This is a genomic window from Burkholderia sp. FW306-1C-G01B (genome assembly GCF_058781685.1).
In genome coordinates this window covers 1-21,448 of sequence record NZ_JBYSWZ010000017.1, presented here as the reverse complement: position 1 = coordinate 21,448, position 21,448 = coordinate 1, and the positions used below count along the sequence as shown (strand labels likewise).

The following is a 21,448-nucleotide window of genomic DNA, read 5'->3' as shown; positions in this document are numbered from 1 at the left end:
CCATGGATGTGTCGATGAAGCTGAAAACCCAAGCCGTGCGCGCGCTCGCGGCCGCGAGCCTCGCCGGGCCCCTGGCCGGCTGCGCGTGGTTCGCGCCGAGCGGCGAGCCGCCCGCGATGCCGTCGCCCGCGCATTACGGCGCGGTGCCGCAAGTCCAGCAGACCGTGTCCGCGCAAGGCGTCGCGCAGCAGTTCGAAGTCGGCGCGCAGCCGGTGCCCGACTGGTGGAAGCAGTACCGTTCCGATGCGCTGAACGCGCTCGTCGACGAAGGGCTGCGCAACAGCCCGACGCTCAGTGCGGCGTCGCACTCGCTGGATGCCGCGCGCGAGCAGTTGCGCGGGCAGATCGGCAGCTCGATGCTGCCGTCGATCGACGCGGTCGGCCAGGCCACGCGTCAGCGTGCGCTCGGCGTGCCGATTCCGGCGCTCGGCGCACCGACGCTGCTGTACGACACATTCGTCGGGCAACTGCAGGCGAGCTACACGGTCGACCTGTTCGGCGCCTCCCGCTTCGCGAACCGCGCGCTCGCGAAACGCGTCGACGTCAGTGCGTTCCAGCTCGAATCCGCGCGGCGCGCGCTGGCCGCGAACATCGTCACCGCGTCGATCACGGTATCGGTGCTGAACGCGCAGATCGACACGACCGAGCGGCTCGTCGCGCTCGCGAACGACCAGGCGCACGACGCCGAACGCCGCTACGCGCTCGGCTCGGCGTCGCGCAGCGACGCGCTGAACGCGCGGCAAAGCGCCGACACGTTCGCGGCAAGCCTTCCCGCGCTGCGCCAGCAGCGCGACTCGGCGCGCCATGCGCTCGCGGTGCTGGTCGGCCGCACGCCCGACCGGCCGCCGGCCGATCTCACGCTCGCCGATCTGCACCTGCCCGAACAGGTGCCCGTCGTGGTGCCGTCGGACCTGCTGCAAAGCCGCCCGGACATCCAGGCGGCCGACGCGGGGCTGAAGGCGGCCGCTGCCGAAGTGGGCGTCGCGACTGCGCAGATGTTCCCGCAACTTTCGCTGTCGGCGGCGATGGGCAAAGGCGGCTTCAGCTGGCCGACGATGCTGTCGGGCGCCGGCGCGATCTGGAACGTCGGCGCGTCGCTGAGCCAGCCGATCTTCCACGGCGGCGCGCTGCTCGCGCAGCGCCGCGCGGCGAAGGCCGCCTACGAAGCCGCGGTCGACCAGTACAAGCAGGCCGTGCTCGGCGCGTTCCAGAACGTCGCCGATTCGCTCGCGGCGCTCGAGCATGACGCGGAGGCGCTCGACGCATCGTCGCGCGCCGCGCTGTCCGCACGCGGCGCGTACGACGACGCAGCCGCCCGCGTGCGGCTCGGCGCGCTGCCGCCGTCGGCCGCGCGCGCCAGCGAACTGCAGTACCGCAACGCGCGGCTCGACGAGATCCGCGCGACCGGCGCGCGGTTCGCGGATACCGCGCGACTCTATCAGGCGATGGGCACGCCGCCGGCCGACAAGGCCGATCAGTCCGGCAAATCCGGCAAATCCGGCAAGGCGGCCGGCGACAACGCAACCGGCAAGGAAGCGCGCGCCGCCACGCCCGACACCGCGCCTTCGCCGCAATAAGCCGGCCCTTCGATCGGGCGCGCGCGGTCAACCCGTCGCGCGCCCGATTTCCGATCTTCCGCTTGACCCTCACGTAGCGTAACGTTCGAGACTCCAGTGTGCGTACCGAACGGAGGAACGAATGCAGCTGAAAGTGGGAGAACTGGCGAAACGCAGCGGGCTGACCGTCCGCACGCTTCATCACTATCACGCGATCGGTCTGCTGACGCCTTCGGCACGTGCCGACAACGGCTACCGGCTGTACGACCGCCACGACATCGCCCGGCTCCACCAGATCCAGGCGCTGCGTCGCTTCGGACTGTCGCTCACCGAAATCGGCGACTACCTGAACCAGCCCGGCACCCCGCTCGTCGATCTCGTCGCGAAGCAGATCGCGCTGCTCGACCGTCAGCTCGCGCAAACCGCGCAGCTGCGCGAGCGGCTCGTGAGCCTGCACGCGCAGCTCGCCGCCGGCACGGAGCCGGAGCTGGCCGATTGGCTCACCACACTGGAGTTGATGACCGTGTACGACAAATATTTTTCCGAGGAAGAACTCGCGCGCATGCCGATGTACCGAAAGAGCCAGGCGGGCGACGCGGAATGGATCGCGCTCGTCGGCGAGGTCCGCGCGCTGCACGACGCGGGCGTGCCGCCCGAGGACGAGCGCGCCCGTGCGCTCGCCGGCCGCTGGATGGCGCTGCTCGTGCGCGACACGAACAACGACCCTCGGCTGCTGGCGAAGTTGAACCTGATGCACGAGCGCGAACCGGCGATGCAGTCGAAGATCGGCATTTCGACCGCGCTGCGCGACTATGTGCTGCGCGCGACAGCCGAAACGAAGATGCGGATCTTCGAGAAGTATCTCGCGCCGGACGAGATCCGCTTCATGCGCGCGCACTACGGCGAACGCGCGATGGAATGGCCGCAACTGATGGCCGACGTGCGCGACGCGATCGACGCGGGCGCGACGCCCGATTCGCCGGAAGGTCGTGCGCTCGCGCAGCGCTGGCTCGACCTGTTCTGCAGCTATGCGGGCCACGATCCGGCCACGCACGCGAAATTCCGTCACGCGATGATGAACGAGCCGGCGCTGACGAAGGACGCGTGGGTCGACGATACGCTGCTCGGCTTCATCCGCGAGGCGATGGCACAGTTGGTGCCGGCGCGCTGATCGCGTGATGCCCGGGCGGGTGCGTGGCGGTTTCGCGCGCCGCCCGGGCGGGCCGTCACGGTAGCCGGCAGCCGGTCCGGCCGACGGTCGATCGCGCAACGGGACCGCCGCGCAACCCGCGCACACGCACCACGGTTCGAGCCGCACGCTTCACCACTTGCAGCCCGTATCGCGAACCGCATCCAGCGCGAGCATCGGCAGCGCAAGCAAGCCTGCGCCCGAATATGCGCTTCGGCAATCGGCGCGACGCGCCCCCGACATTCCGCCTGCCAGCTTTTCGTCGACCGAATTGCGGCGTGACGCCGGGAGTCCGGACGATGCGCCCAACGCGCCGACGGCCGCGGCCGCTGGACTGTGCGGCGTCGCGCGCCGCGCGCCGATCGTCGCCAGATCGCGCCCCCAGTCGAGCTCGGGCATTGACGCACGCTCCGACCGGCTTTCGCGCTGATCCGGCGTGCGGGTTGCGCGCGCCGTCCTTTGCGTGTCCGACGCGCGCGGCATTTCGGACAGCGAACGTGTCGCGATGCGCGGCGTCGCCGCAGCGCCGGAGCGGCGCGCCGATTCACGCGTGCCGGGTACGCGTGCGTCAGGCGCGGTGCGCCCGTCTGCCTTCGTCGCGCGCGCATGCTCCGGCGTAACCGGAATCAACCGGACGCTCAGCGCGATCCTGTCCGATTCGTCGATCTTTTTTGCAGCCGGGCCGGCCGCCGTCGGCATCCACTGAAGCGCGAACCATCCGAGCACGTGGACCGATAAAGCGACCACCGCGGCGACTGCAACGATCCCCGACCGGCGACGCCGCGCCGCATCGGCAGTCCGCCGTGGCGGCACGTCAATCCGGCTCGCCACCGCCGTCATCGCTGAACGCGAGCAGGTCGCCGGGCTGGCAATCGAGATAGCGGCAGATGGCTTCGAGCGTAGCGAAACGGATGCCCTTGACCTTCCCCTGCTTGAGCAACGACAGATTCTGCTCGGTGATGCCGACCGCCGCCGCGAGATCTTTCGAGCGGACCTTGCGGGTCGCGAGCATCACGTCGAGCTTGACCACGATCGTCATGGCGGGCCTCAGACGAACTGCCGATGTTCGGCGTCGAGTTCGCTCGCCTGCCGGAGGATATGCGCGATGACCGCAATACACGCCGCGGTAAACAACGCGACGACGTAAGGCATGCTGAAGCCGATGCTGACCACGCGATGGCCGACCGGCTCGCGCATCGTCGCCCACACGCTCAGGAGCGGTTCGCACAACAGGCTCAGCAGCACCCACAGGCCGATCGCACGGCCCGTCTTGCCGAGATGGCCTGCCGCCTGCGCGGAGAAATAGTCACGGCGCGCATAAGTCCGGAACAGCGCGCGCAGATGGCGCAGGCCGTTCGCGAGCGCGACGAGCGGCACGCTCGACAGCAGGATGCCGACCGCCTTTTGCCACCACGGGAAAGCAGCGACATCCACGTGCAGGTTCGACATTACCGAGTCGGTGAGGCCGAATACGAAACCGGGCCCGGAGTCGGCCGCGCTCAGCGACGGAAACGCCCAGCAAGCAGCGTTGAGCACCAGCATGGCGACGATGAACCACAGCGTGACGGCAGCCATGCGTTGGCTGATGCGGGCAATACGATCGGAATGCATGCGACATCCTCTTCGATGGTGGCGAACACGCATCGATTGTACGTCGATAATTATCGTAAAACGATAATTATTTTTCGTATCGCATGAATTTATGATTGCCGAGCATATTCGTCATCGATACGTAGGAACACCCGCTCACCCGCCGCGCGTGCCCAGCCCGAGCGCCTTCAACCGCCGGTACAACGTGCGCTCGCTCATCCCCGTGCGCTCGGCCAGCGCCTTGCGCGTGCCGGTGAATTCGCCGGCGATCCGCACCAGTTCGGCATCCGTCAGCGCGCCCGCCGCGCCCGCGCCATCCTGCTGCGTCGCCGATGCCGCCACGAGTTCGGCCGGCAGATGCTCGACCCGGATCGTCCCGTCGTCCGCGAACAGGCATGCGCGTTCGAGCACGTTGCGCAGTTCGCGGATGTTGCCCGGCCATGCATACGCGTCGAGGCACGCGCGCGCGCTCTCGGTCAGCACGAACGGCCGGGCCGCGAACGGCCGCGCGCCCGCATCGCCCGCGTTCGCGCGCGCGTTTGCGATCCGCCGCAGGATCGATTCGGCGAGCAGCGCAACGTCGCCCTGCCGTTCGCGCAGCGCCGGCAGCGGAATCGGAAACGCGCTGATCCGGTAGTAGAGGTCCTGCCGGAACCGGCCGTCGTCGATCATCTCGCGCAGCGGCTTGTGCGTGGCCGCGACGAGCCGGAAATCCGCGCGCAGCGCCTCGACGCCGCCGACGCGCCGGAACGTGCCCGACTCGATCAGCCGCAGCAGCTTCACCTGCATCGGCAGCGGCACGTCGCCGATTTCGTCGAGAAACAGCGTGCCGCCCTGCGCGGTCTCGACGAGGCCCGGCTTGCGCTGGTTCGCGCCCGTGAACGCACCCTTCTCATAGCCGAACAGTTCGCTCTCGAACAGCGTCTCGGCGATCCCCGAGCAATCGACGACGACGAACGGCCCCATCGCGCGATCGCTCGCCTCGTGCAGCGCGCGGGCGAACAGCTCCTTGCCGGTGCCCGACTCGCCGAGCAGCAGCACTGGCAACAGCGACGGCGCGACGCGCTGCAGCGCGCCGAGCGCCGCGTTGAACGCGTCGGCGCCGCCGACCAGCCCTTCCGCGCTCGGCTGCGCGGACGCGCTGCGCACCGTCGTCAGCCGCTCGACATACGCGATCACGTTGCCGTCCGCATCGAAGATCGGCCGCAGTTCGACGTCGACGTGCTCGGGGCCGCGCGGCGTGTGGTGGATGTGCAGCACGCGGTTCAGCCCGCGCGATTCGAGCGCCTGCTTCATCGGGCAATGCTCGCCGGCCTGGTCGCACGGCACGTCGTAGTGATGCGAGACCTGGAAGCAATGCCGGCCCACGTGCTCGACGCCCGCCACGCCGAACTGGCGCCGGTACGCATCGTTCGCCGCGAGGATGCGGTAGTCGGGATCGACGACGATCATCGGCTGCGGGTCCTGCTCGAGATAGGCGACGAGCGCGCGAACGTCGGGCGTGACATCGCGGCGCGGCGCGGGAACGATCGGGATGGTGTCGTGCGGATTCATGCGGACGCTCGGTGACGGTTCTGCCGGACGGACTGCCAGGCAGGCCGCCAATTCTGCCACGACACTGCCAGATATGGCAGTCCGCCTGCTCGACCGGCTGGCGCCAACGCCCGTACAGCGCCACGGCCGCGCCGAAAACCCGAGCCGAATCAAGTCTCTGGCCCATCGGCCAGCGCCGCGGTACCGGTTGGCACGGTTCTTGAGTTAGAGATCCCGATTGCAAATGCAGAACCCGATCGAGGACACCCCGTGAGCAACGCCCCCACGCTGTCGGTCGAAGGCTTTTTCGACCCGGCAACCCACACCGTCAGCTATCTTCTGCTCGATACGGCGAGCCGCGCGTGCGCGCTGGTCGACAGCGTGCTCGACTACGATCCGAAATCCGGCCGCACGCGCACCGCCAGCGCCGACCGGCTGATCGCGCGCGTCGCCGAACTCGGCGCGACCGTGCACTGGCTGCTGGAGACGCACGTGCATGCCGACCACCTGTCGGCCGCGCCGTACCTGAAAGCACGGGTCGGCGGCCGGATCGCGATCGGTTCGCACGTGCGCCGCGTGCAGCACGTCTTCGGCACGCTGTTCAACGCGGGCCCCGGCTTCGCGGAGGACGGCCGCCAGTTCGACCGGCTCGTCGACGACGGCGACACGCTCGCGCTCGGCGCGCTGACGATCCGCGCGCTGCACACGCCGGGCCACACGCCCGCGTGCATGACCTACTGCGTCGACGACGCGACGCAGCGCGCGGCGTTCGTCGGCGACACGCTGTTCATGCCCGACTACGGCACGGCCCGCTGCGACTTCCCGGGCGGCGACGCGCGCACGCTGTACCGCTCGATCTCCCGCGTGCTCGCGCTGCCGCCCGACACGCGCCTGTATCTGTGCCACGACTACCAGCCGGGCGGCCGCGACGTGCAGTTCGTGACGACGGTCGCCGAGCAGCGCCGCGCGAACGTGCACGTGAAGGATGGCGTGACCGAGGACGATTTCGTCACGATGCGCACCGCGCGCGATGCGACGCTCGACATGCCGGTGCTGATGCTGCCGTCCGTGCAGGTCAACATGCGCGCCGGCCACCTGCCGGAGCCCGAAAACAATGGCGTGCGCTACCTGAAGATTCCGCTCGACGCGATCTGAGCGCCGCCGCCCCCAACCGAGAACCCCGACATGACCACCATCCGCAAGCTGACCGACGCGCTGTCGGTCTCGCCGCAGATCGCGGCGGCCGACCTGCCCGCGCTGCACGCGGCGGGCATCCGCGCGATCGTCTGCAACCGGCCCGACGGTGAAGGCCCCGACCAGCCGACCGTCACCGAGATCCGCGCGGCCGCCGCGCCGCTCGGCATCGACGTGCATTATCTGCCGGTCGATACGGGCAAGGTGACCGACGACCAGGCCGCGCAGTTCGGCGCGCTCGTCGCGTCGCTCGACGGCCCGGTGCTCGCATACTGCCGCAGCGGGATGCGCTCGGCCACGCTGTGGGCGCTGTCGCAAGCGGGCCAGCGCCCGCTGAACGACATCGTCGCGACGGCCGACGCGGCCGGTTACGACCTGCGCGCGCTCGCGTCGCGCGTCGCGCAAGGCGGCAGGCAGGCGGCGCCGGCCGTCGATGCGCGGCACGACATCGTGATCGTCGGCGCGGGCGCGGCCGGTATCGCCGTCGCATCGAGCTTGCTCGCGCGCGACGCGTCGCTCGACATCGCGGTGATCGATCCGGCCGACGTCCACTACTACCAGCCGGGCTGGACGATGGTCGGCGCGGGTGTGTTCCGGCCCGAGACCACCGCGCGCCGGATGACCGACTTGCTGCCGCGCGGCGTGCACCGGATCCAGGCCGCCGTCGCCGGCTTCGAGCCCGACGCGCACACGGTCGTGCTCGACGGCTGCCGGCGCATCGGCTACCGCAAGCTCGTCGTGTGCCCGGGGCTCAAGCTCGACTGGCACGCGATCGAAGGCCTCGCCGACACGCTCGGCCGCAACGGCGTCACGTCGAACTACCGCTACGATCTCGCGCCGTACACGTGGGAGCTCGTCCGTACGTTTCGCGGCGGCAACGCACTTTTCACGCAGCCGCCGATGCCGATCAAGTGCGCGGGCGCGCCGCAGAAGGCGATGTACCTGTCGTGCGACCACTGGCGGCGCGCGGGGCGACTCGAGGCCGCGAACGTCGAGTTCCTGAATGCGGGCGGTGCGCTGTTCGGCGTGGCCGACTACGTGCCCGCGCTGATGGAGTACGTGAAAAGCTATGACATCGCGCTGTCGTTCGGCCACAACCTCGTCGCGATCGACGGGCCCGCGCGCCGCGCGACGTTCGTGCGTGCGCTACCGGACGGCGGCAAGGAAACCGTCGTGCGTTCGTTCGACATGATCCACGTCGTGCCGCCGCAGAAGGCGCCCGACTTCGTGCGTTCGAGCCCGCTCGCCGACGCGGCCGGCTGGATCGACGTCGATCCGGCGACGCTGCGGCACAAGCACTTTCCGGACATCTACGCGCTCGGCGACGCCACCAACACGACCAATGCGAAAACGGCCGCGGCGGCCCGCAAGCAGGCGCCCGTCGTCGCGCACAACCTGCTCGCATCGCTCGGCCGCGCGCACGGCGACGCCGCGTACGACGGCTACGGCTCGTGCCCGCTTACCGTCGAGCGCGGCAAGATCGTGCTCGCCGAATTCCTGTACGGCGGCAAGGTCGCGCCGACCTTCCCCGCATGGCTGATCGACGGCCGCCGCCCGTCGCGGCTCGCGTGGCTGCTCAAGGAACGCGTGCTGCCGCCGCTTTACTGGAAGGCGATGCTCAAGGGCCGCGAATGGCTCGCGAAGCCCGCGATCGCACGTTGAGCGGAGCCCGATGACGTCATGCTGATTTCCCTCGTGCTGGGCGGCTTCGTCGGCGCCGTGCTCGGCCTGACCGGCGCCGGCGGCGGCATTCTCGCGGTGCCCGCACTCGTCGTCGGCATGAGCTGGCCGATGCAGCAGGCCACGCCCGTCGCGCTTGTCGCGGTAGCCGGCAGTGCCGCGCTCGGCGCGCTCGAAGGCTTCCGCCGCGGGCTCGTGCGCTATCGCGCCGCGCTGCTGATGGCCGTGGCCGGCGTGCCGCTGACCACGCTCGGTGTGCGGCTCGCGCACGTGCTGCCGCAGCGCCTGCTGCTCGCACTGTTCGCGCTGACGATGCTGATCGTCGCCGGCCGCCTGCTGCGGCAGGCGCTGCGACACGCGAGCGTCGACGCGGACGCATCGCCGCTGTGCGTCGGTCGCGTGAATCCCGATACGGGCCGTCTCGTGTGGTCCTGGCCGGTCGGCTTCGCGCTCGCGTCGACCGGCGCGGTAACCGGCCTGATGACGGGGCTGCTCGGCGTCGGCGGCGGCTTCGTGATCGTGCCGATGCTGCGCAAGTTCACGAACGTGTCGATGCACGGCATCGTCGCGACGTCGCTGATGGTGATCGCGCTGGTCGGCACCGGCGGCGTGTTCGCGACGCTCATGTCGGGCACGCGCGCGCCGCTCGACGTGACGCTGTGGTTCACCGTCGCGACCGCGCTCGGCATGGCCGCCGGACGCGGTGCGTCGCGGCACCTTGCCGCGCGACACGTGCAGGCCGGCTTCGCGGCCGTGCTCGTGTGCGTCGCGCTCGGAATGCTGGCGAAGGCGGCGTTCGGCGTGTGAGCCTCCGGCGGCTGCCGGTCAGCGCCGCCAAACAAAACGCCCGGCCCGACTCGTCGTCGGCACCGGGCGTTTTTCGTTGCGGCCGCAATCTGCGCGTCAGGTCGCGAACCCCGCCATCCGCTTGCGCTCCTGGCGCAGCATCACGAAGTTCGCGATCACGACGCCGGCCGTCACCGCGACGATGAACAGCGTCGCGAGCGCGTTCATCTCCGGGTTCAGCCCGAGGCGCACGCGCGAGAACACGACGAGCGGCAGCGTCGTCGAGCCGGGGCCCGACAGGAACGCCGACAGCACGAGGTCGTCGATCGACAGCGTGAACGACAGCAGCCAGCCCGCGATCAGCGCCTGCGAAATCAGCGGCAGCGTGATCGTGAAGAACACCTTCAGCGGCGTCGCGCCGAGATCGAGCGCGGCTTCTTCCAGCGACGGATTCAGCTCGCGCACGCGCGACTGCACGATGATCGCGACATACGAGATGCACAGCATCACGTGGCCGAGCCAGATCGTGAAGATGCCGCGCTCGGCCGGCCAGCCGATCCACTTCGCGAGCTCGATGAACAGCAGCAGCAGCGAGATCCCCTGGATCACCTCGGGAATCACGAGCGGCGCGTTGATCATCCCGCTGAACAGCGCGAAGCCGCGAAAGCGCCCCATCCGCGCGAGCACGAAGCCGGCCCACGTGCCGATGAACACCGATGCGAACGCGGTCAGCACGCCGATCTTCAGCGACAGCCACGCGGCCGTCAGCAGCTCGTCGTCCTCGACGAGCGCCGAGTACCAGCGGAACGAAAAACCCGACCACACGGTGACGAGCTTCGACTCGTTGAACGAATAGACGATCAGGCTGAGGATCGGGATGTACAGGAACGCGAAGCCGGCAAACAGCACCGCGAACTGCAGGTAACGATTCGGCTTCATCGACGGGCCTCCTGCTCCTTCGCCTGGAAGTGCTGGAACATCGCCATCGGCACGAGCAGCAGCAGCACCATCGCGCAGGTCACGGCCGACGCCATCGGCCAGTCCGCGTTGTTGAAGAACTCATTCCACATCACGCGGCCGATCATCAGCGTGTTCGCGCCGCCGAGCAGTTCCGGAATCACGTACTCGCCGACCGCCGGGATGAACACCAGCAGGCAACCCGCGATGATCCCGTTCTTCGACAGCGGCAGCGTGATCTGCACGAACGCCTTCCACGGTTTCGCGCCGAGATCGTATGCGGCTTCCAGCAGGCGCAGGTCCATCTTCACGAGGTGCGCGTAGAGCGGCATCACGAGAAACGGCAGGTACGAATACACCATCCCGATGTACACCGCGTAGTTCGTGCGGTACAGCTCGATCGGCGTATGGGTCAGGCCGATCCACATCAGGAAGTTGTTCAGCAGCCCGTTGTTCTTCAGGATGCCGATCCATGCGTACACGCGGATCAGGAACGACGTCCAGAACGGCAGCATCACGCCCATCATCAGCAGGTTGCGGGTCGCCGGGTTCGAGCGCGCGATGTAGTACGCCATCGGATAGCCGATCAGCAGACACAGCAGCGTCGTGACCGCGGCCACCCACACCGAGTTCACGTAGGTCGCGAAATACAGGCTGTCCGTGAACAGGAACGCGTAGTGCGACAGGTTCAGCGCGACGTGCACGACGCCGTCCGCGTACGACGCGAGCTCCGTGTACGGCGGGATGCCGAGCTGCAGCTCCGCGAAGCTGATCTTGACGACCAGCACGAACGGCACGAGGAAGAACAGCACGAGCCACGTGAACGGCCCGGCGACGACCGCCGTGGCGCCCGTCAGGTTGAAGCGCCGCACCGGCCACTCGAGCAGGGACTTGAACGCGCTCATGACGTCAGCACCACGCCTGCGGTCGCGCTCCAGCGCACGTAGATCTCGTCGCCGAGCGACGGCGTGTCGAGCTCCGAAATCGCGAGGCTCGACACGTTCGCGACCACCGTCTTGCCCGCGTCGAGCTTCACGTGATACAGCGAATAACCGCCCATGTACGCGACATTGCCGATCCTGCCGCGCGCCCAGTTGAACGCGCCTTCGGGCGGCTTGCGCGTGAGCGCGATCCGCTCGGGGCGCACCGACACCGTGACCGGCATCCCGAGCGGGCCCGAGATCCCGTGGCTCACGTACAGCCGGCTCGGCAGCTCCGGCGATTCGATGTACACGTGGTCGGGTTCGTCCTCGACGGTCACGCCGTCGAACAGGTTCGTCGAACCGATGAACTCGGCCGAGAAGCGGCTGCTCGGATATTCGTAGACCTCGTTCGGCGAGCCGATCTGCACGATCTGCCCTTCGCTCATCACCGCGAGGCGGTTCGCCATCGTCATCGCTTCTTCCTGGTCGTGCGTGACCATGATGCAGGTGACGCCGACCTTGTTCAGGATGTTGACGAGCTCGATCTGCGTGCGCTGGCGGATCTGCTTGTCGAGCGCGGACATCGGCTCGTCGAGCAGCAGCAGCTTCGGGCGCTTGACCAGCGAACGCGCGAGCGCGACGCGCTGCTGCTGGCCGCCGGAGAGCTGATGCGGCTTGCGCTTCGCGTACTTGCTCATCTGCACGAGTTCGAGCGCCGCATGCACGCGCTCCTTCAGCTCGGCCTTCGGCACGCCTTCCTGCTTCAGGCCGAACGCGACGTTCGACTCGACCGACATGTGCGGGAACAGCGCATACGACTGGAACATCATGTTCACGGGCCGCTTGTACGGCGGCATCTGCGCGAGGTCCTCGCCGTCGATCAGGATCTTGCCCGACGTGACCGTCTCGAGGCCCGCGAGCATCCGCAGCAACGTCGACTTGCCGCAGCCCGAGCTGCCGAGCAGCGCGAACAGCTCGCCTTGGCGCACGGTCAGGTTGACGCTGCGCACGGCTTCGGTGTCGCCGAATTTCTTCACGACGTCGACGATCTGGACAAAGTTCTCGGCGCGCGCATTGGCGCCGGAGGAGGAAACGGAGAACGGTGCGCCCGCGACCGGCGCACCCGACTGGCTATTCATGATGTGCTGCTTCTCTCCTGCGTTTGACGAACAAAGCCCCCGGGGGCACCAGGGGCTTCATGACTGCTGGGGAACGCCGGCTCGCGTCAGCGGCCCGATTTCAGCTCCGTCCACAGACGCGTCTGCAGGCGCTGGATTTCAGGCGGCAGCGGCTTGAGCAGGAACAGCGTCTTCACGACGTCGGCCGGCGGGTAGACGGCCGGATCGTTCGCGACGTCGGGCCGCACGTACTTGCGTGCCTCGGCGTTGGCGCTCGGGTAGTACACCGCGTTCGTGATCGCCGCGTGCACCTTCGGATCCTCGATGTAGTTGATCCACTGCAGCGCGGCATCCTTGTTCTTCGCGTCCTTCGGGATCGCCATCACGTCGAACCACACCGGCGCGCCGCCCTTCGGAATGTAGTACTCGATCTTGTATGGCTTCTTCGCCTCGATCGCGCGATGCTTCGCGATCACGACGTCGCCCGACCAGCCGAACGCGAAGCAGATGTCGCCGCCGACCAGATCGTTGATGTAGCCCGACGAGTTGAATTGCGTGATGTACGGGCGGATCTTCTTCAGCACTTCCATCGCGGCCTTGTAGTCGGCCGGGTTCGTGCTCATCGGATCCTTGCCGATGTAGTGCAGCGTCGCCGCGAACATCTGGTCGGGCGCGTCGAGCACCGACACGCCGCAGGTCTTCAGCTTCGAGATGTTTTCCGGCTTGAACAGGATGTCCCAGTTGTCGAGCGGGACCTTGCCGAGCGCCTGCTGCGCCTTGGTCATGTTGTACGCGAGACCCGTCGTGCCATACGCCCAGGGCACCGAGTACTTGTTGCCCGGGTCCGCGCCCGCGACCAGCGCCATCAGTTGCGGATCGAGGTACTTGAGGTTCGGCAGCTTCGACTTGTCGAGCGGCGCGAAGATGCCGGCGGCGATCTGCTTGCCCGCGTAGTTGCTGGTCGGCACGACGATGTCGTAGCCCGAGCTGCCCGTCAGCAGCTTCGCCTGCAGCGTGTCGTCGCTGTCGTAGTTGTCGTAGCGGACCTTGACGCCCGCCTGCTTCTCGAAGTTCGGGATCGTGTCCTTCGCAATGTAGTCCGACCAGTTATAGACATTGAGCTGCGTATCCTTCGCCGCTGCCGCCGATGCACCCACGCAGAGCGCGAGCGCTGCGAACCGGCCCACTACTTTTGCTTTCATCCCGTTCTCCCTCCGGCCGGACCGTTTGTCCGGCTGCCGTCTGCCTCGTCACGGCGGCGCATTCTGGTGCTCCGCCCCTCGAAAACCCCGAAAACTACCACCATTCGCGCTCCGTCACAAAAAAATCATGCCGGTGTCGCGCAAACGGAACAGATTACCGCCGCCGGCCAGTCAGGCCGCTCGTGCGGTTGGGTATTCCGAGGGGAATTCTATCGGGTAATCGACGGCTGTCCACCGGGAAAAACAGGCAGCGGCGCAACCGCGTTCGCCGGCTGCGTGAATTGCGCGCCCGACGGCCGGGCACGCCGCCGTTTCACCGGTGAAATCACGGCGTACCTCGCGCCTCGCGCCCCGGCGCCGGGCCGATCGGCCACGATGCATTAAAATGGCGGCTGACGATTCAACTGCGCGAACCCTTCCGATGGCCTCCAATCTCCACGACCTGCCCGACAGCCCCTGCATCGGCGTGTGCTCGACCCTCTTCGACGAAGTCTGCAAAGGCTGCGGCCGCACGGCCGCCGAAGTGTCGAACTGGGTGTTCCTGAGCGACGACGAGAAGCGCGCGGTGTGGGAACGCATCACGCGCGAAGGCACCGCGATGCGCTTCCAGTACGACAAGCTGTAAATCCGCCGCGCATAAAAAAAGCGGCATGCCGACCGCCATGCCGCGAACCCCAACTCTGTTCTTTTCCTGCCGCGTCTAGAACTTCATCCCGACGCCCACGCCGACGATCAACGGATCGATGTGCAGCGTGCCGATGCCCTTGTCGCCGAGCGTCGCATCGGTGCTCATCCAGATCTTCTTCACGTCGACGTTCATGAACACCTTCTTCGTCAACTGCACGTCGACGCCGAACTGCAGTGCGGGGCCGAAGCTGCTCTTGTTGATCGACACGCCCTCCCCGCCGACGTTGAGCCCGTTGTTGTAGAAGTACGTGTAGTTCAACCCGGCGCCGACGTACGGACGCACCTTGCCGGCATGGTTGAAGTGATACTGCAGCAGCAGCGTCGGCGGCAGCACGCCCACGCCACCGAGGTTACCGAGGCTCGACGTCACCTGGTGCCGCGACGTGCCGAGGATCAGCTCGACGCCGAGGTAGTCGCGGATCATGTACGTGAAGTCGAGCTCGGGCACGATCGCGTTGTTCACGCCGACGTTGAGCGCGCCGAGCGTGTCGCTCGCGCGCTCGTTCGGCTGGATGCTGATCGCGCGCAGCCGGACCAGTACGTCACCCTGGTTGATGCCGTCGCCCGGCGACGCCGCGTGCGACACCGACGGCATCGCGACGAAGCTTGCCGCGACGGCGGCAGCGGTGACAAAAGTTCGAATCGTTTGATGCATGGTACGGACCCCCAAAGAATGGTTCCCATTCTCCTCGTAGGGTCTTTTCGTCATCTTGATATTCGTCAAGCCAGCGTAAACGTGGGACGGTTTGCCGCAGGCTCGGTCGCACGGCCCGTCAGCAGCAGGTCGAGCAAATCGCGCACGCTGCGGATCGCGCGGCCGAACGGCAGCGCTTCGCGGCCGCGGAAGAACAGCCCGTTCGCGACGTCGCCGCGCAGCGCGGCCGCCAACCGCGTGTCGATGCAGAAATGGCCGAACTTCTCGATGCCGTCGCGCAAGCCGCATACGCTCAGGCATTCGAGCGCGGTCGGGCAGCGCTGCTTGAATGCGCCGAGCTTGTTGCGGATGCGCGTCTCGTTGCGCAGGTAACGATCGAGCCACGGCGTCTTCACCGCGCGCGCGGGCAGCCCCGTCACGCTGACGAATTCGACGATGTCGTCGGGCGCCGCATCGGCGAGCACGCGCTTGAACTCCGGATGCGCATCGCCCTCTTGCGTCACCGCGAACGGCGTCCCGACCTGCACGCCGTTCGCACCGGCCGCGAGCGCCGCACGCACCATCTCGTGACTGTTGATCCCGCCCGCAACGATCAGCGGGATCGTGTCGCGCGCGAGGCCCAGCGACGCCATCACCTGCGCGGTCTCGTCGAGCACGCGCGCGAAATCGAAGCGCGCGTCGTGCATGTCGTCGATCTGCGTGACGCCGAGGTGGCCGCCTGCGTGCGCCGGATGCTCGATCACGATCGCATCGGGCAGGCGCCCCTTCTTCATCCACTTCTTCAGCACGAGCGCGATCCCGCGGCTGTCCGACAGGATCGGGATCAGCGCGACGTCGTGTCCTTGCGTGAGATCGGGCAGATCGAGCGGCAGGCCCGCGCCCATCACGATCGCATCGGCGCCTTCGTCGCACGCGACTCGCACGTAGTCCGCATGCGCGCTCACCGCCTTCATCACGTTGACCGCGATCATCCCGCGCCCTTCGCCGTAGGTCTTCGCGAGACGGATCTCGCGCGCCAATGCGTCGAGGTTCGCGGCCTCGAGCGTCGCGCGATCGGGCTGCGCACGACAACGCGCGAGCAGATCCGCATGATGGTGGCGCAGGTCGATGCTCGCGATCGTGCCGAGCGCGCCTTCGCGGGCGACGCTGCCCGCCAGCCGGTGCGCGGAGATGCCGACGCCCATGCCACCCTGCACGACAGGCAGCAAGGTGCGGCCGCGTATCGTCAGCGGCGGAAAGGAAGTGCGTACGGTCATCGGATACCTCGTCGGAACATCGGAACCGCGATGATCGACGATTCACCGCCGCGCACCTTGACGGCCGTCAATAAAAAACGGCACGCGAGCGTGCCGTTTCCGGTTCATGCGGTGCGAAACGCTCAGGCCGGCTTCGCTGGCTTCAACTGCATCGACTTGTACTCGAGATACTCTTCGAGCCCGTACACGCCGTTCTCGCGGCCGTGCCCCGACTGCTTGTAGCCGCCGAACGGCGCGGCGCCGTTCCACGTGCCGCCGTTGATGTCGACCTGCCCCGTGCGGATGCGCCGCGCGATGCCCATCGCGCGTTCGTCGCTGCCGGCCCATACCGCGCCGCCGAGCCCGTACGGCGAATCGTTCGCGATCTGCACGGCTTCGTCTTCGTCGCGATACGTGATGATCGACAGCACCGGCCCGAAGATCTCTTCCTGCGCGATCGTCGATTTCGGATCGACACGACCGAACACGGTCGGCTTCACGAAGAAACCTTTCGCGAGCCCTTCCGGCAGGCCCGTGCCGCCCGTCACGAGTTCCGCGCCTTCATCGATCCCGCGCTGGATGTACGCCTGCACGCGCTGCTGCTGCACGGCCGACGCGAGCGCGCCGAGGCGCGTTGCGTCCTGCCGCGGATCGCCCGCGACGTATGTTTCGGCCGCGGCCTTCGCAATCTCGCGCGCCTCTTCGTAGCGCGTTTCCGGCACCAGCATCCGCGTGTGCGCCGAACAGGTCTGCCCCGCGTTCAGGTAGCACGCGTTGACCGTGCCCTTCACCGCCGTCGCGAAATCGGCATCGTCGAGGATCACCGACGCCGACTTGCCGCCCAGTTCGAGCGCGACGCGCTTGACGCCCGCGGCCGCCAGCTCGGCCACGCGCTTGCCGGCGCGCGTCGAGCCCGTGAACGACACCATGTCGACGTCCGGGTCGGTAGCCAGCACTTCGCCGACGACCGGGCCGTAGCCGCACACGAGGTTGAACACGCCGGCCGGCAGGCCGGCTTCGTGAATCGCTTCGGCGAGCATGAATGCGTTGAGCGGCGCGACTTCGGACGGCTTCAGGACGACCGTGCAGCCGGCCGCGAGCGCCGGCGCGACCTTCAGCGTGACCTGGTTGAGCGGGTAGTTCCACGGCGTGATCGCCGCGACCACGCCGACCGGCTCGCGCACCACGAGCGAGTTGCCGACCCGCGCCTCGAATTCGAACGACTCGGCGAGCTTCGCATATGCCTTCCAGTTGTAGATCGGGCCGCCGACCTGGATCGCGCGCGACAGCTTGATCGGCATCCCGACCTCGCCGGTGATCGACTGCGCGAGTTCCTCGCTGCGCGCCTGCAGACGCTCGACGATCTTGCGCAGATAGCCCGCGCGCGTCGCGGCCGGCGTGGCCGCCCACGCGTCGAAGGCCGCGCGCGCCGCGCGGATCGCGTCCTGCGCGTCGGAGGCGATGCCCTCCGGAATCCGGCCGATCACGGCCTCGGTGCCCGAGTCGATCACGTCGATCGTGCCCGTTCCGGCCGGTTTGCGCCATGCGCCGTCGATATAGAACTGGTCGTAGATTTTCATCGTGTTCCGTCTCCTGTCGGGCAGAGTTGGCGCTTTAGCGCTTATGGCGGCGGGAGCAGGTACTCCAGCCCCATGCTTCGCGGGGAAGCCGACATTCTAGCGAGCGTTGCGGTCGACTGGTGTGACGATTGACAGCCATTCGAAAGGACTCCGGCCTCTGCCGCACCCTCGCTGCGCCGTCGGCGTGAGCGCCGGCCCGGCGTCCGCCATGCCGCTGCGGTGTCAGCATCCGCCCGGGTGCGCGGCCGGGCCCGCATCGTGCTATGTTTTTATTATCGGCACCGGCCCATTGCGACCGGCGCCGCCCGGAATCGACGCATTTCGTGAGCGCTGCCATGTCCGACGCATCCCATACCCTCGGCTCGCAAGACCGCCTGGAGCTGCTTTGCTGGCTCACCTGCGGCAATCTCGGCGCGTTTTACCTCAACGAATCGTGGCCGGACGCCACGTTCCAGGTCCAGGCCGCGCACCGCTGGCTCGACCGCCATCACCGCCAGGCCGACTGGCTCGCGATCGCCAAGCTCGCGGCGCTCGCGCAGGACATCGCGAAGCGGCACGCCGGGTTCGTCGACGCGCCGTGGGCGCGCGACGCGGTCGAGGAAATCGTCGATACCGACGATCTCGACTATCGGGCAAAACTCGTGCAATGGGTGTACGACGACTGCTGCAAGGCGCTCGCGGACAAGCGGCTGGCCGATTGAGTCGCATATCGAGCCGCATATCGAGCCGTACGCGTGCGGGCCGCGGCACCGCTTCGCGCGACGGTCTTGTCGTCGATGCGGAAGTAGCGGCCGGACTGGCTGACGGGGTACGGCGCGCCAGCACCGCCCGCTGCACCGGCACGCGCAATGCGCGCTGTTGCGCTTACAGCAGCGACTTCGCCTGTGTCAGCACCTTGTCGCAGATCTGCCTGGTCACCTGCTGTTTCAGGCCACCGCCGCTCAGGTCGAGCTTGCTGCCGTTGCCGGCGTCGAGGATCCCGCTCGCGCCGCTGGTATAGCCGCTGTCGGTCGACGCATTGCCGCCGAGCCTGCCGAGCAGCGCGTCCTTCACCGACGATGCGCTGCCGGACGCGCCGCCGAGATAGTTGTTCTGGATACAGAACTGCAGCAGGCCCGCGACGTTGCCGGTACTCCCCGGCATCAGCGACGAACCGCCGCCAGTCAGTGCGCCGCCGAGGTTGCCGAGGTTACCGAGGTTACCGAGCGCACTGCCTGCGCTGCCGCCCGAGTCGCCACCACCGCCGACCTGTTTCAGGACATCACCAAGCTGCGCATGAGCCACCGAAAACGGCCCGAGCAATCCGATCAGCGCGCCGGCAACGATCGCGCGGTATAGACGTGCATTCATGTGAAGCCTCCTGGCTGTGACTGCATAAGTGCCTCGAATCGAATCAAAGGATACCCAATCAACCGGTGCATGACAGCCTTCGTGCGCGGCCTGAAACGTCAGGCATCGTGATATCGCCGCGATTTGACAATGCTTGACGGGATGCCCGCGCAGCATGCGCGGCCGGTTCGATGCGCGACAGACTGCACTCGCGCACGATCGCCATTGCGTGTCGCCGGTACATGCGATGCGTCATAGAATCGTCGTCGCCTGCCGTCCGGACCATCCGGCCCGATACAAGTACACGGGCAAGGCGTACACGATGCCCGGCGTGAAGGCCATCGCGGGCGTGATGGGCAACGACGACGAACGCGTCGATTTCCGCGCCGGCAGCCGGCTGCTGATCGTCGCGGGCTGCTTCAACGACGATTGCGGCGACGACAACGCGAAGGCGGCCCGGTTCTTCTACGAATGGACCGGCACGCGGCTGCGTCCGGTCGGCACCTGTCCGCTGGTCGTTGCGCCAGTCGAATAACCGGCGACCGATTCGCGCAGCACTCGTGAAAACCGTCACGCTACCGGCGCGTGTGCCCCGTCGCCGCATGCCGTGACGAACACGACCGCGAGCACCACGCCGATCGACACGAACGGCGCCGCCGGATGCAGTTCGTACAGCATCGTACCGGCCAGCGGCGCGACGACTATGCTGAGCCCTTGCGCCATCGACATCGCGCCCGCGCACGCGGCCTGCTCGTGCGCTTCGACTCGCGTGCTCGCGAGCGCTGCGACTGCGGGAAACGCGGCGCCCAACCCGCACGCCGCCACGAAGTAGCTCGCGCACAGCAGCAGCGGGTACGCGGCCTCCGCGGCCAGCGCCGACACGAACCCCACGCCCCCCGCCAGCGCACCCCAGCGCAGGCACTGGAGCGGCGCGACCGCACGCAGGCGGCCAACCAGCGACTGTGTCGCGATCAGCCCGATGCCGGCGCTGCCGAGCGCGTAGCCGACCACCATCGACGCGTCGCCCGTCCGCACGTGCAGCCGGTCGATCGCGTAAAAGCCGAGCACGCTGTTCGCGATCATCACCGCGCTGTATAGCGCGAACGCGCTGCACCACGGCAGGCGCAGGCGCGGATCGGTCGGCTTCAGCCGGGGCGGCGCCTGCCGCACCGCATGCGCGCCGTCGTCGCGCAGCCGTCGCAGCCCCGCCAGTCCGGCGAGCGGCAGCAGCGCGAAAACGGCGAGCGCGAGCGTCATGTCGATCCCGGCCAGCCAGCCCGCGAGCGGCGGCGCGAGCACCATCCCGATCGCGCCCGCCGCGCCGAATCGTGCGATCGCGGCCGCGCGCCCCGTGGCCGGTGTCCGGTCCGCGATCCACGCCATGGCCGCGACTGGCAACCCCGCATAGCAGCCGCCCATCGCCGCGCGCGTGACGAGCAGCGCGACAAAGCCCGCCCATACCGGCGGCACGGCGCTGCCTCCGTCGCGCAATGCCCAGCCGACGTAGCCGGCCAGCAGCAGCGAACTCGCGACGAAGCCGCCGATCGCCGCACGCATCGCCGGCAGCCGCCCGCGGGTGTCGGCCGCGCGCCCCCAGCGCGGCGCGGCGATCATCCACACGAGCCCGACGATGCCGATGATCGCGCCGACATGCAGCGGCTCGAGATGCATGCGCCGCGCCATCGGCCCGGCGATCGTGACGAATGCGTAGGTGCCGGCCACCATCGCGAAATTCACGAACAGCAGCGGCAGGAAAGACACGCCGGCATCGGCCGGCGTGGGCAGGGAGTCAGCGGAAGTCATCGACATAAGGTGTTCCGATGAAAAAGGTAAGCGTCGTGCGTCAGTGCGAATGGACGCCGGCACCGCGTGGCGCGGCGCATCGGGCACGGGCAGCCGCGCACCGACGCGCTGTCGTTCCTCGTGACACGCCAACGCGAACGCGCCTGCCGCGCCTTGTTCGGCACAGGCCGGGATGTATTTCATGACGATGCTCCGGAAACGGCAGGCAGCCGGACCGTCACACACCGAGCGTCGCGTCGCCGGTCGCCTCCAGCGTGCGCGCCAGCACGACCTTGTCGAGCTCGCCCGCGCGAATCCTGGCGACCGCCTGCGCGACCGCGTCTGCATAAGCATCCGCGGACGGCACCTCGCGCGTCGCGTAGCGCGTGCCGGCCGGCCCGGCTGCCCGCTGCGCGCCGAGCGGCCGCGCGCGCAGCATCGTGCGCGCGACC

The 21,448-nt window shown here is 68.1% G+C and carries 21 protein-coding genes and 2 pseudogenes; 9 read left to right on the top strand and 14 right to left on the bottom strand.

Annotated features, from left to right (window positions below; translation table 11 throughout):
• Positions 1 to 2: 2 nt before the first annotated feature.
• Positions 3 to 1,577, top strand: coding sequence for an efflux transporter outer membrane subunit (locus tag AC3WLY_RS28560; RefSeq protein WP_492308887.1), 1,575 nt, complete (start codon positions 3 to 5; stop codon positions 1,575 to 1,577).
• A gap of 121 nt (positions 1,578 to 1,698) precedes the next feature.
• Positions 1,699 to 2,727 (top strand): MerR family transcriptional regulator, encoded by a 1,029-nt coding sequence (locus tag AC3WLY_RS28555; RefSeq protein ID WP_492308888.1) that lies wholly within the window; start codon positions 1,699 to 1,701, stop codon positions 2,725 to 2,727.
• Positions 2,728 to 2,877: 150 nt separating this feature from the next.
• Here AC3WLY_RS28555 and AC3WLY_RS28550 read toward each other — a convergent pair whose 3' ends face one another.
• Positions 2,878 to 3,144 (bottom strand): hypothetical protein, encoded by a 267-nt coding sequence (locus AC3WLY_RS28550; protein ID WP_244137315.1) that lies wholly within the window; start codon positions 3,142 to 3,144, stop codon positions 2,878 to 2,880.
• A 106-nt stretch (positions 3,145 to 3,250) separates the two neighbouring features.
• Here AC3WLY_RS28550 and AC3WLY_RS28545 point away from each other — a divergent pair, with 106 nt between their 5' ends.
• Positions 3,251 to 3,451: a hypothetical protein gene (locus AC3WLY_RS28545; protein ID WP_244137314.1), complete on the top strand. Its 201-nt coding sequence runs from the start codon at positions 3,251 to 3,253 to the stop codon at positions 3,449 to 3,451.
• A gap of 108 nt (positions 3,452 to 3,559) precedes the next feature.
• Here AC3WLY_RS28545 and AC3WLY_RS28540 read toward each other — a convergent pair whose 3' ends face one another.
• The 3 genes from AC3WLY_RS28540 to AC3WLY_RS28530 all read right to left on the bottom strand — a co-directional run bounded on the left by AC3WLY_RS28540 (position 3,560) and on the right by AC3WLY_RS28530 (position 5,889).
• Positions 3,560 to 3,784 carry a helix-turn-helix domain-containing protein gene (locus AC3WLY_RS28540; RefSeq protein ID WP_006488139.1) on the bottom strand — a complete coding sequence of 75 codons (225 nt, stop codon included), beginning with the start codon at positions 3,782 to 3,784 and terminating at the stop codon, positions 3,560 to 3,562.
• Between the two features lie 8 nt (positions 3,785 to 3,792).
• Complete coding sequence (locus AC3WLY_RS28535; RefSeq protein ID WP_034181353.1) at positions 3,793 to 4,356, bottom strand: DUF2975 domain-containing protein; 564 nt, start codon at positions 4,354 to 4,356, stop codon at positions 3,793 to 3,795.
• A gap of 135 nt (positions 4,357 to 4,491) precedes the next feature.
• Positions 4,492 to 5,889, bottom strand: a complete 1,398-nt coding sequence (locus tag AC3WLY_RS28530) for a sigma-54 interaction domain-containing protein (RefSeq protein ID WP_492308889.1) — start codon at positions 5,887 to 5,889, stop codon at positions 4,492 to 4,494.
• Positions 5,890 to 6,138: 249 nt separating this feature from the next.
• On the opposite strand from AC3WLY_RS28530, the gene AC3WLY_RS28525 reads away from it, so the two are divergent.
• Genes AC3WLY_RS28525 through AC3WLY_RS28515 form a run of 3 tightly spaced genes read left to right on the top strand, consistent with a single transcriptional unit; the run spans position 6,139 to position 9,549 of the window.
• Positions 6,139 to 7,023: an MBL fold metallo-hydrolase gene (locus tag AC3WLY_RS28525; RefSeq protein ID WP_492308890.1), complete on the top strand. Its 885-nt coding sequence runs from the start codon at positions 6,139 to 6,141 to the stop codon at positions 7,021 to 7,023.
• 30 nt (positions 7,024 to 7,053) lie between these two features.
• Positions 7,054 to 8,724 (top strand): bifunctional protein tyrosine phosphatase family protein/NAD(P)/FAD-dependent oxidoreductase, encoded by a 1,671-nt coding sequence (locus AC3WLY_RS28520; protein ID WP_492308891.1) that lies wholly within the window; start codon positions 7,054 to 7,056, stop codon positions 8,722 to 8,724.
• An 18-nt stretch (positions 8,725 to 8,742) separates the two neighbouring features.
• Positions 8,743 to 9,549: a sulfite exporter TauE/SafE family protein gene (locus AC3WLY_RS28515; protein ID WP_492308892.1), complete on the top strand. Its 807-nt coding sequence runs from the start codon at positions 8,743 to 8,745 to the stop codon at positions 9,547 to 9,549.
• Between the two features lie 96 nt (positions 9,550 to 9,645).
• Here AC3WLY_RS28515 and AC3WLY_RS28510 read toward each other — a convergent pair whose 3' ends face one another.
• From AC3WLY_RS28510 to AC3WLY_RS28495, 4 genes are all read right to left on the bottom strand, one after another.
• Positions 9,646 to 10,467 (bottom strand): ABC transporter permease subunit, encoded by an 822-nt coding sequence (locus tag AC3WLY_RS28510; RefSeq protein WP_175961325.1) that lies wholly within the window; start codon positions 10,465 to 10,467, stop codon positions 9,646 to 9,648.
• Positions 10,464 to 11,390: an ABC transporter permease subunit gene (locus AC3WLY_RS28505; protein ID WP_072441279.1), complete on the bottom strand. Its 927-nt coding sequence runs from the start codon at positions 11,388 to 11,390 to the stop codon at positions 10,464 to 10,466. The genes AC3WLY_RS28510 and AC3WLY_RS28505 overlap by 4 nt, the downstream gene beginning before the upstream one ends.
• Positions 11,387 to 12,547 carry an ABC transporter ATP-binding protein gene (locus tag AC3WLY_RS28500; protein WP_175961324.1) on the bottom strand — a complete coding sequence of 387 codons (1,161 nt, stop codon included), beginning with the start codon at positions 12,545 to 12,547 and terminating at the stop codon, positions 11,387 to 11,389. Before AC3WLY_RS28500 ends, AC3WLY_RS28505 begins: the two co-directional genes overlap by 4 nt.
• An 86-nt stretch (positions 12,548 to 12,633) precedes the next feature.
• Entirely contained in the window at positions 12,634 to 13,728 is a 1,095-nt protein-coding gene (locus AC3WLY_RS28495) for a polyamine ABC transporter substrate-binding protein (RefSeq protein ID WP_175961323.1), read from the bottom strand.
• Positions 13,729 to 14,149: 421 nt separating this feature from the next.
• Between AC3WLY_RS28495 and AC3WLY_RS28490 the strand changes: the two genes are divergently transcribed.
• Positions 14,150 to 14,353: a DUF1289 domain-containing protein gene (locus tag AC3WLY_RS28490; RefSeq protein WP_006493160.1), complete on the top strand. Its 204-nt coding sequence runs from the start codon at positions 14,150 to 14,152 to the stop codon at positions 14,351 to 14,353.
• 75 nt (positions 14,354 to 14,428) lie between these two features.
• Here AC3WLY_RS28490 and AC3WLY_RS28485 read toward each other — a convergent pair whose 3' ends face one another.
• From AC3WLY_RS28485 to AC3WLY_RS28475, 3 genes are all read right to left on the bottom strand, one after another.
• Positions 14,429 to 15,070 carry an OmpW/AlkL family protein gene (locus AC3WLY_RS28485; protein ID WP_310143140.1) on the bottom strand — a complete coding sequence of 214 codons (642 nt, stop codon included), beginning with the start codon at positions 15,068 to 15,070 and terminating at the stop codon, positions 14,429 to 14,431.
• 65 nt (positions 15,071 to 15,135) lie between these two features.
• Entirely contained in the window at positions 15,136 to 16,326 is a 1,191-nt protein-coding gene (locus tag AC3WLY_RS28480; protein ID WP_310143142.1) for an NAD(P)H-dependent flavin oxidoreductase, read from the bottom strand.
• Positions 16,327 to 16,448: 122 nt separating this feature from the next.
• Entirely contained in the window at positions 16,449 to 17,885 is a 1,437-nt protein-coding gene (locus tag AC3WLY_RS28475; protein WP_492308893.1) for an aldehyde dehydrogenase family protein, read from the bottom strand.
• A 335-nt stretch (positions 17,886 to 18,220) separates the two neighbouring features.
• Between AC3WLY_RS28475 and AC3WLY_RS28470 the strand changes: the two genes are divergently transcribed.
• Positions 18,221 to 18,586, top strand: a complete 366-nt coding sequence (locus tag AC3WLY_RS28470; RefSeq protein ID WP_034181339.1) for a hypothetical protein — start codon at positions 18,221 to 18,223, stop codon at positions 18,584 to 18,586.
• A gap of 163 nt (positions 18,587 to 18,749) precedes the next feature.
• Here AC3WLY_RS28470 and AC3WLY_RS28465 read toward each other — a convergent pair whose 3' ends face one another.
• Positions 18,750 to 19,235: a YjjA family protein gene (locus AC3WLY_RS28465; RefSeq protein WP_175961319.1), complete on the bottom strand. Its 486-nt coding sequence runs from the start codon at positions 19,233 to 19,235 to the stop codon at positions 18,750 to 18,752.
• Positions 19,236 to 19,512: 277 nt separating this feature from the next.
• On the opposite strand from AC3WLY_RS28465, the pseudogene AC3WLY_RS28460 reads away from it, so the two are divergent.
• A pseudogene (locus tag AC3WLY_RS28460) lies at positions 19,513 to 19,749 on the top strand (hypothetical protein); the annotation flags it as partial.
• Positions 19,750 to 19,784: 35 nt separating this feature from the next.
• Here AC3WLY_RS28460 and AC3WLY_RS28455 read toward each other — a convergent pair.
• Both AC3WLY_RS28455 and AC3WLY_RS28450 read right to left on the bottom strand, forming a co-directional pair.
• Complete coding sequence (locus tag AC3WLY_RS28455; protein WP_244137313.1) at positions 19,785 to 21,017, bottom strand: MFS transporter; 1,233 nt, start codon at positions 21,015 to 21,017, stop codon at positions 19,785 to 19,787.
• Between the two features lie 217 nt (positions 21,018 to 21,234).
• Positions 21,235 to 21,448 (bottom strand): annotated as a pseudogene (locus AC3WLY_RS28450) (isochorismate synthase); the annotation flags it as partial.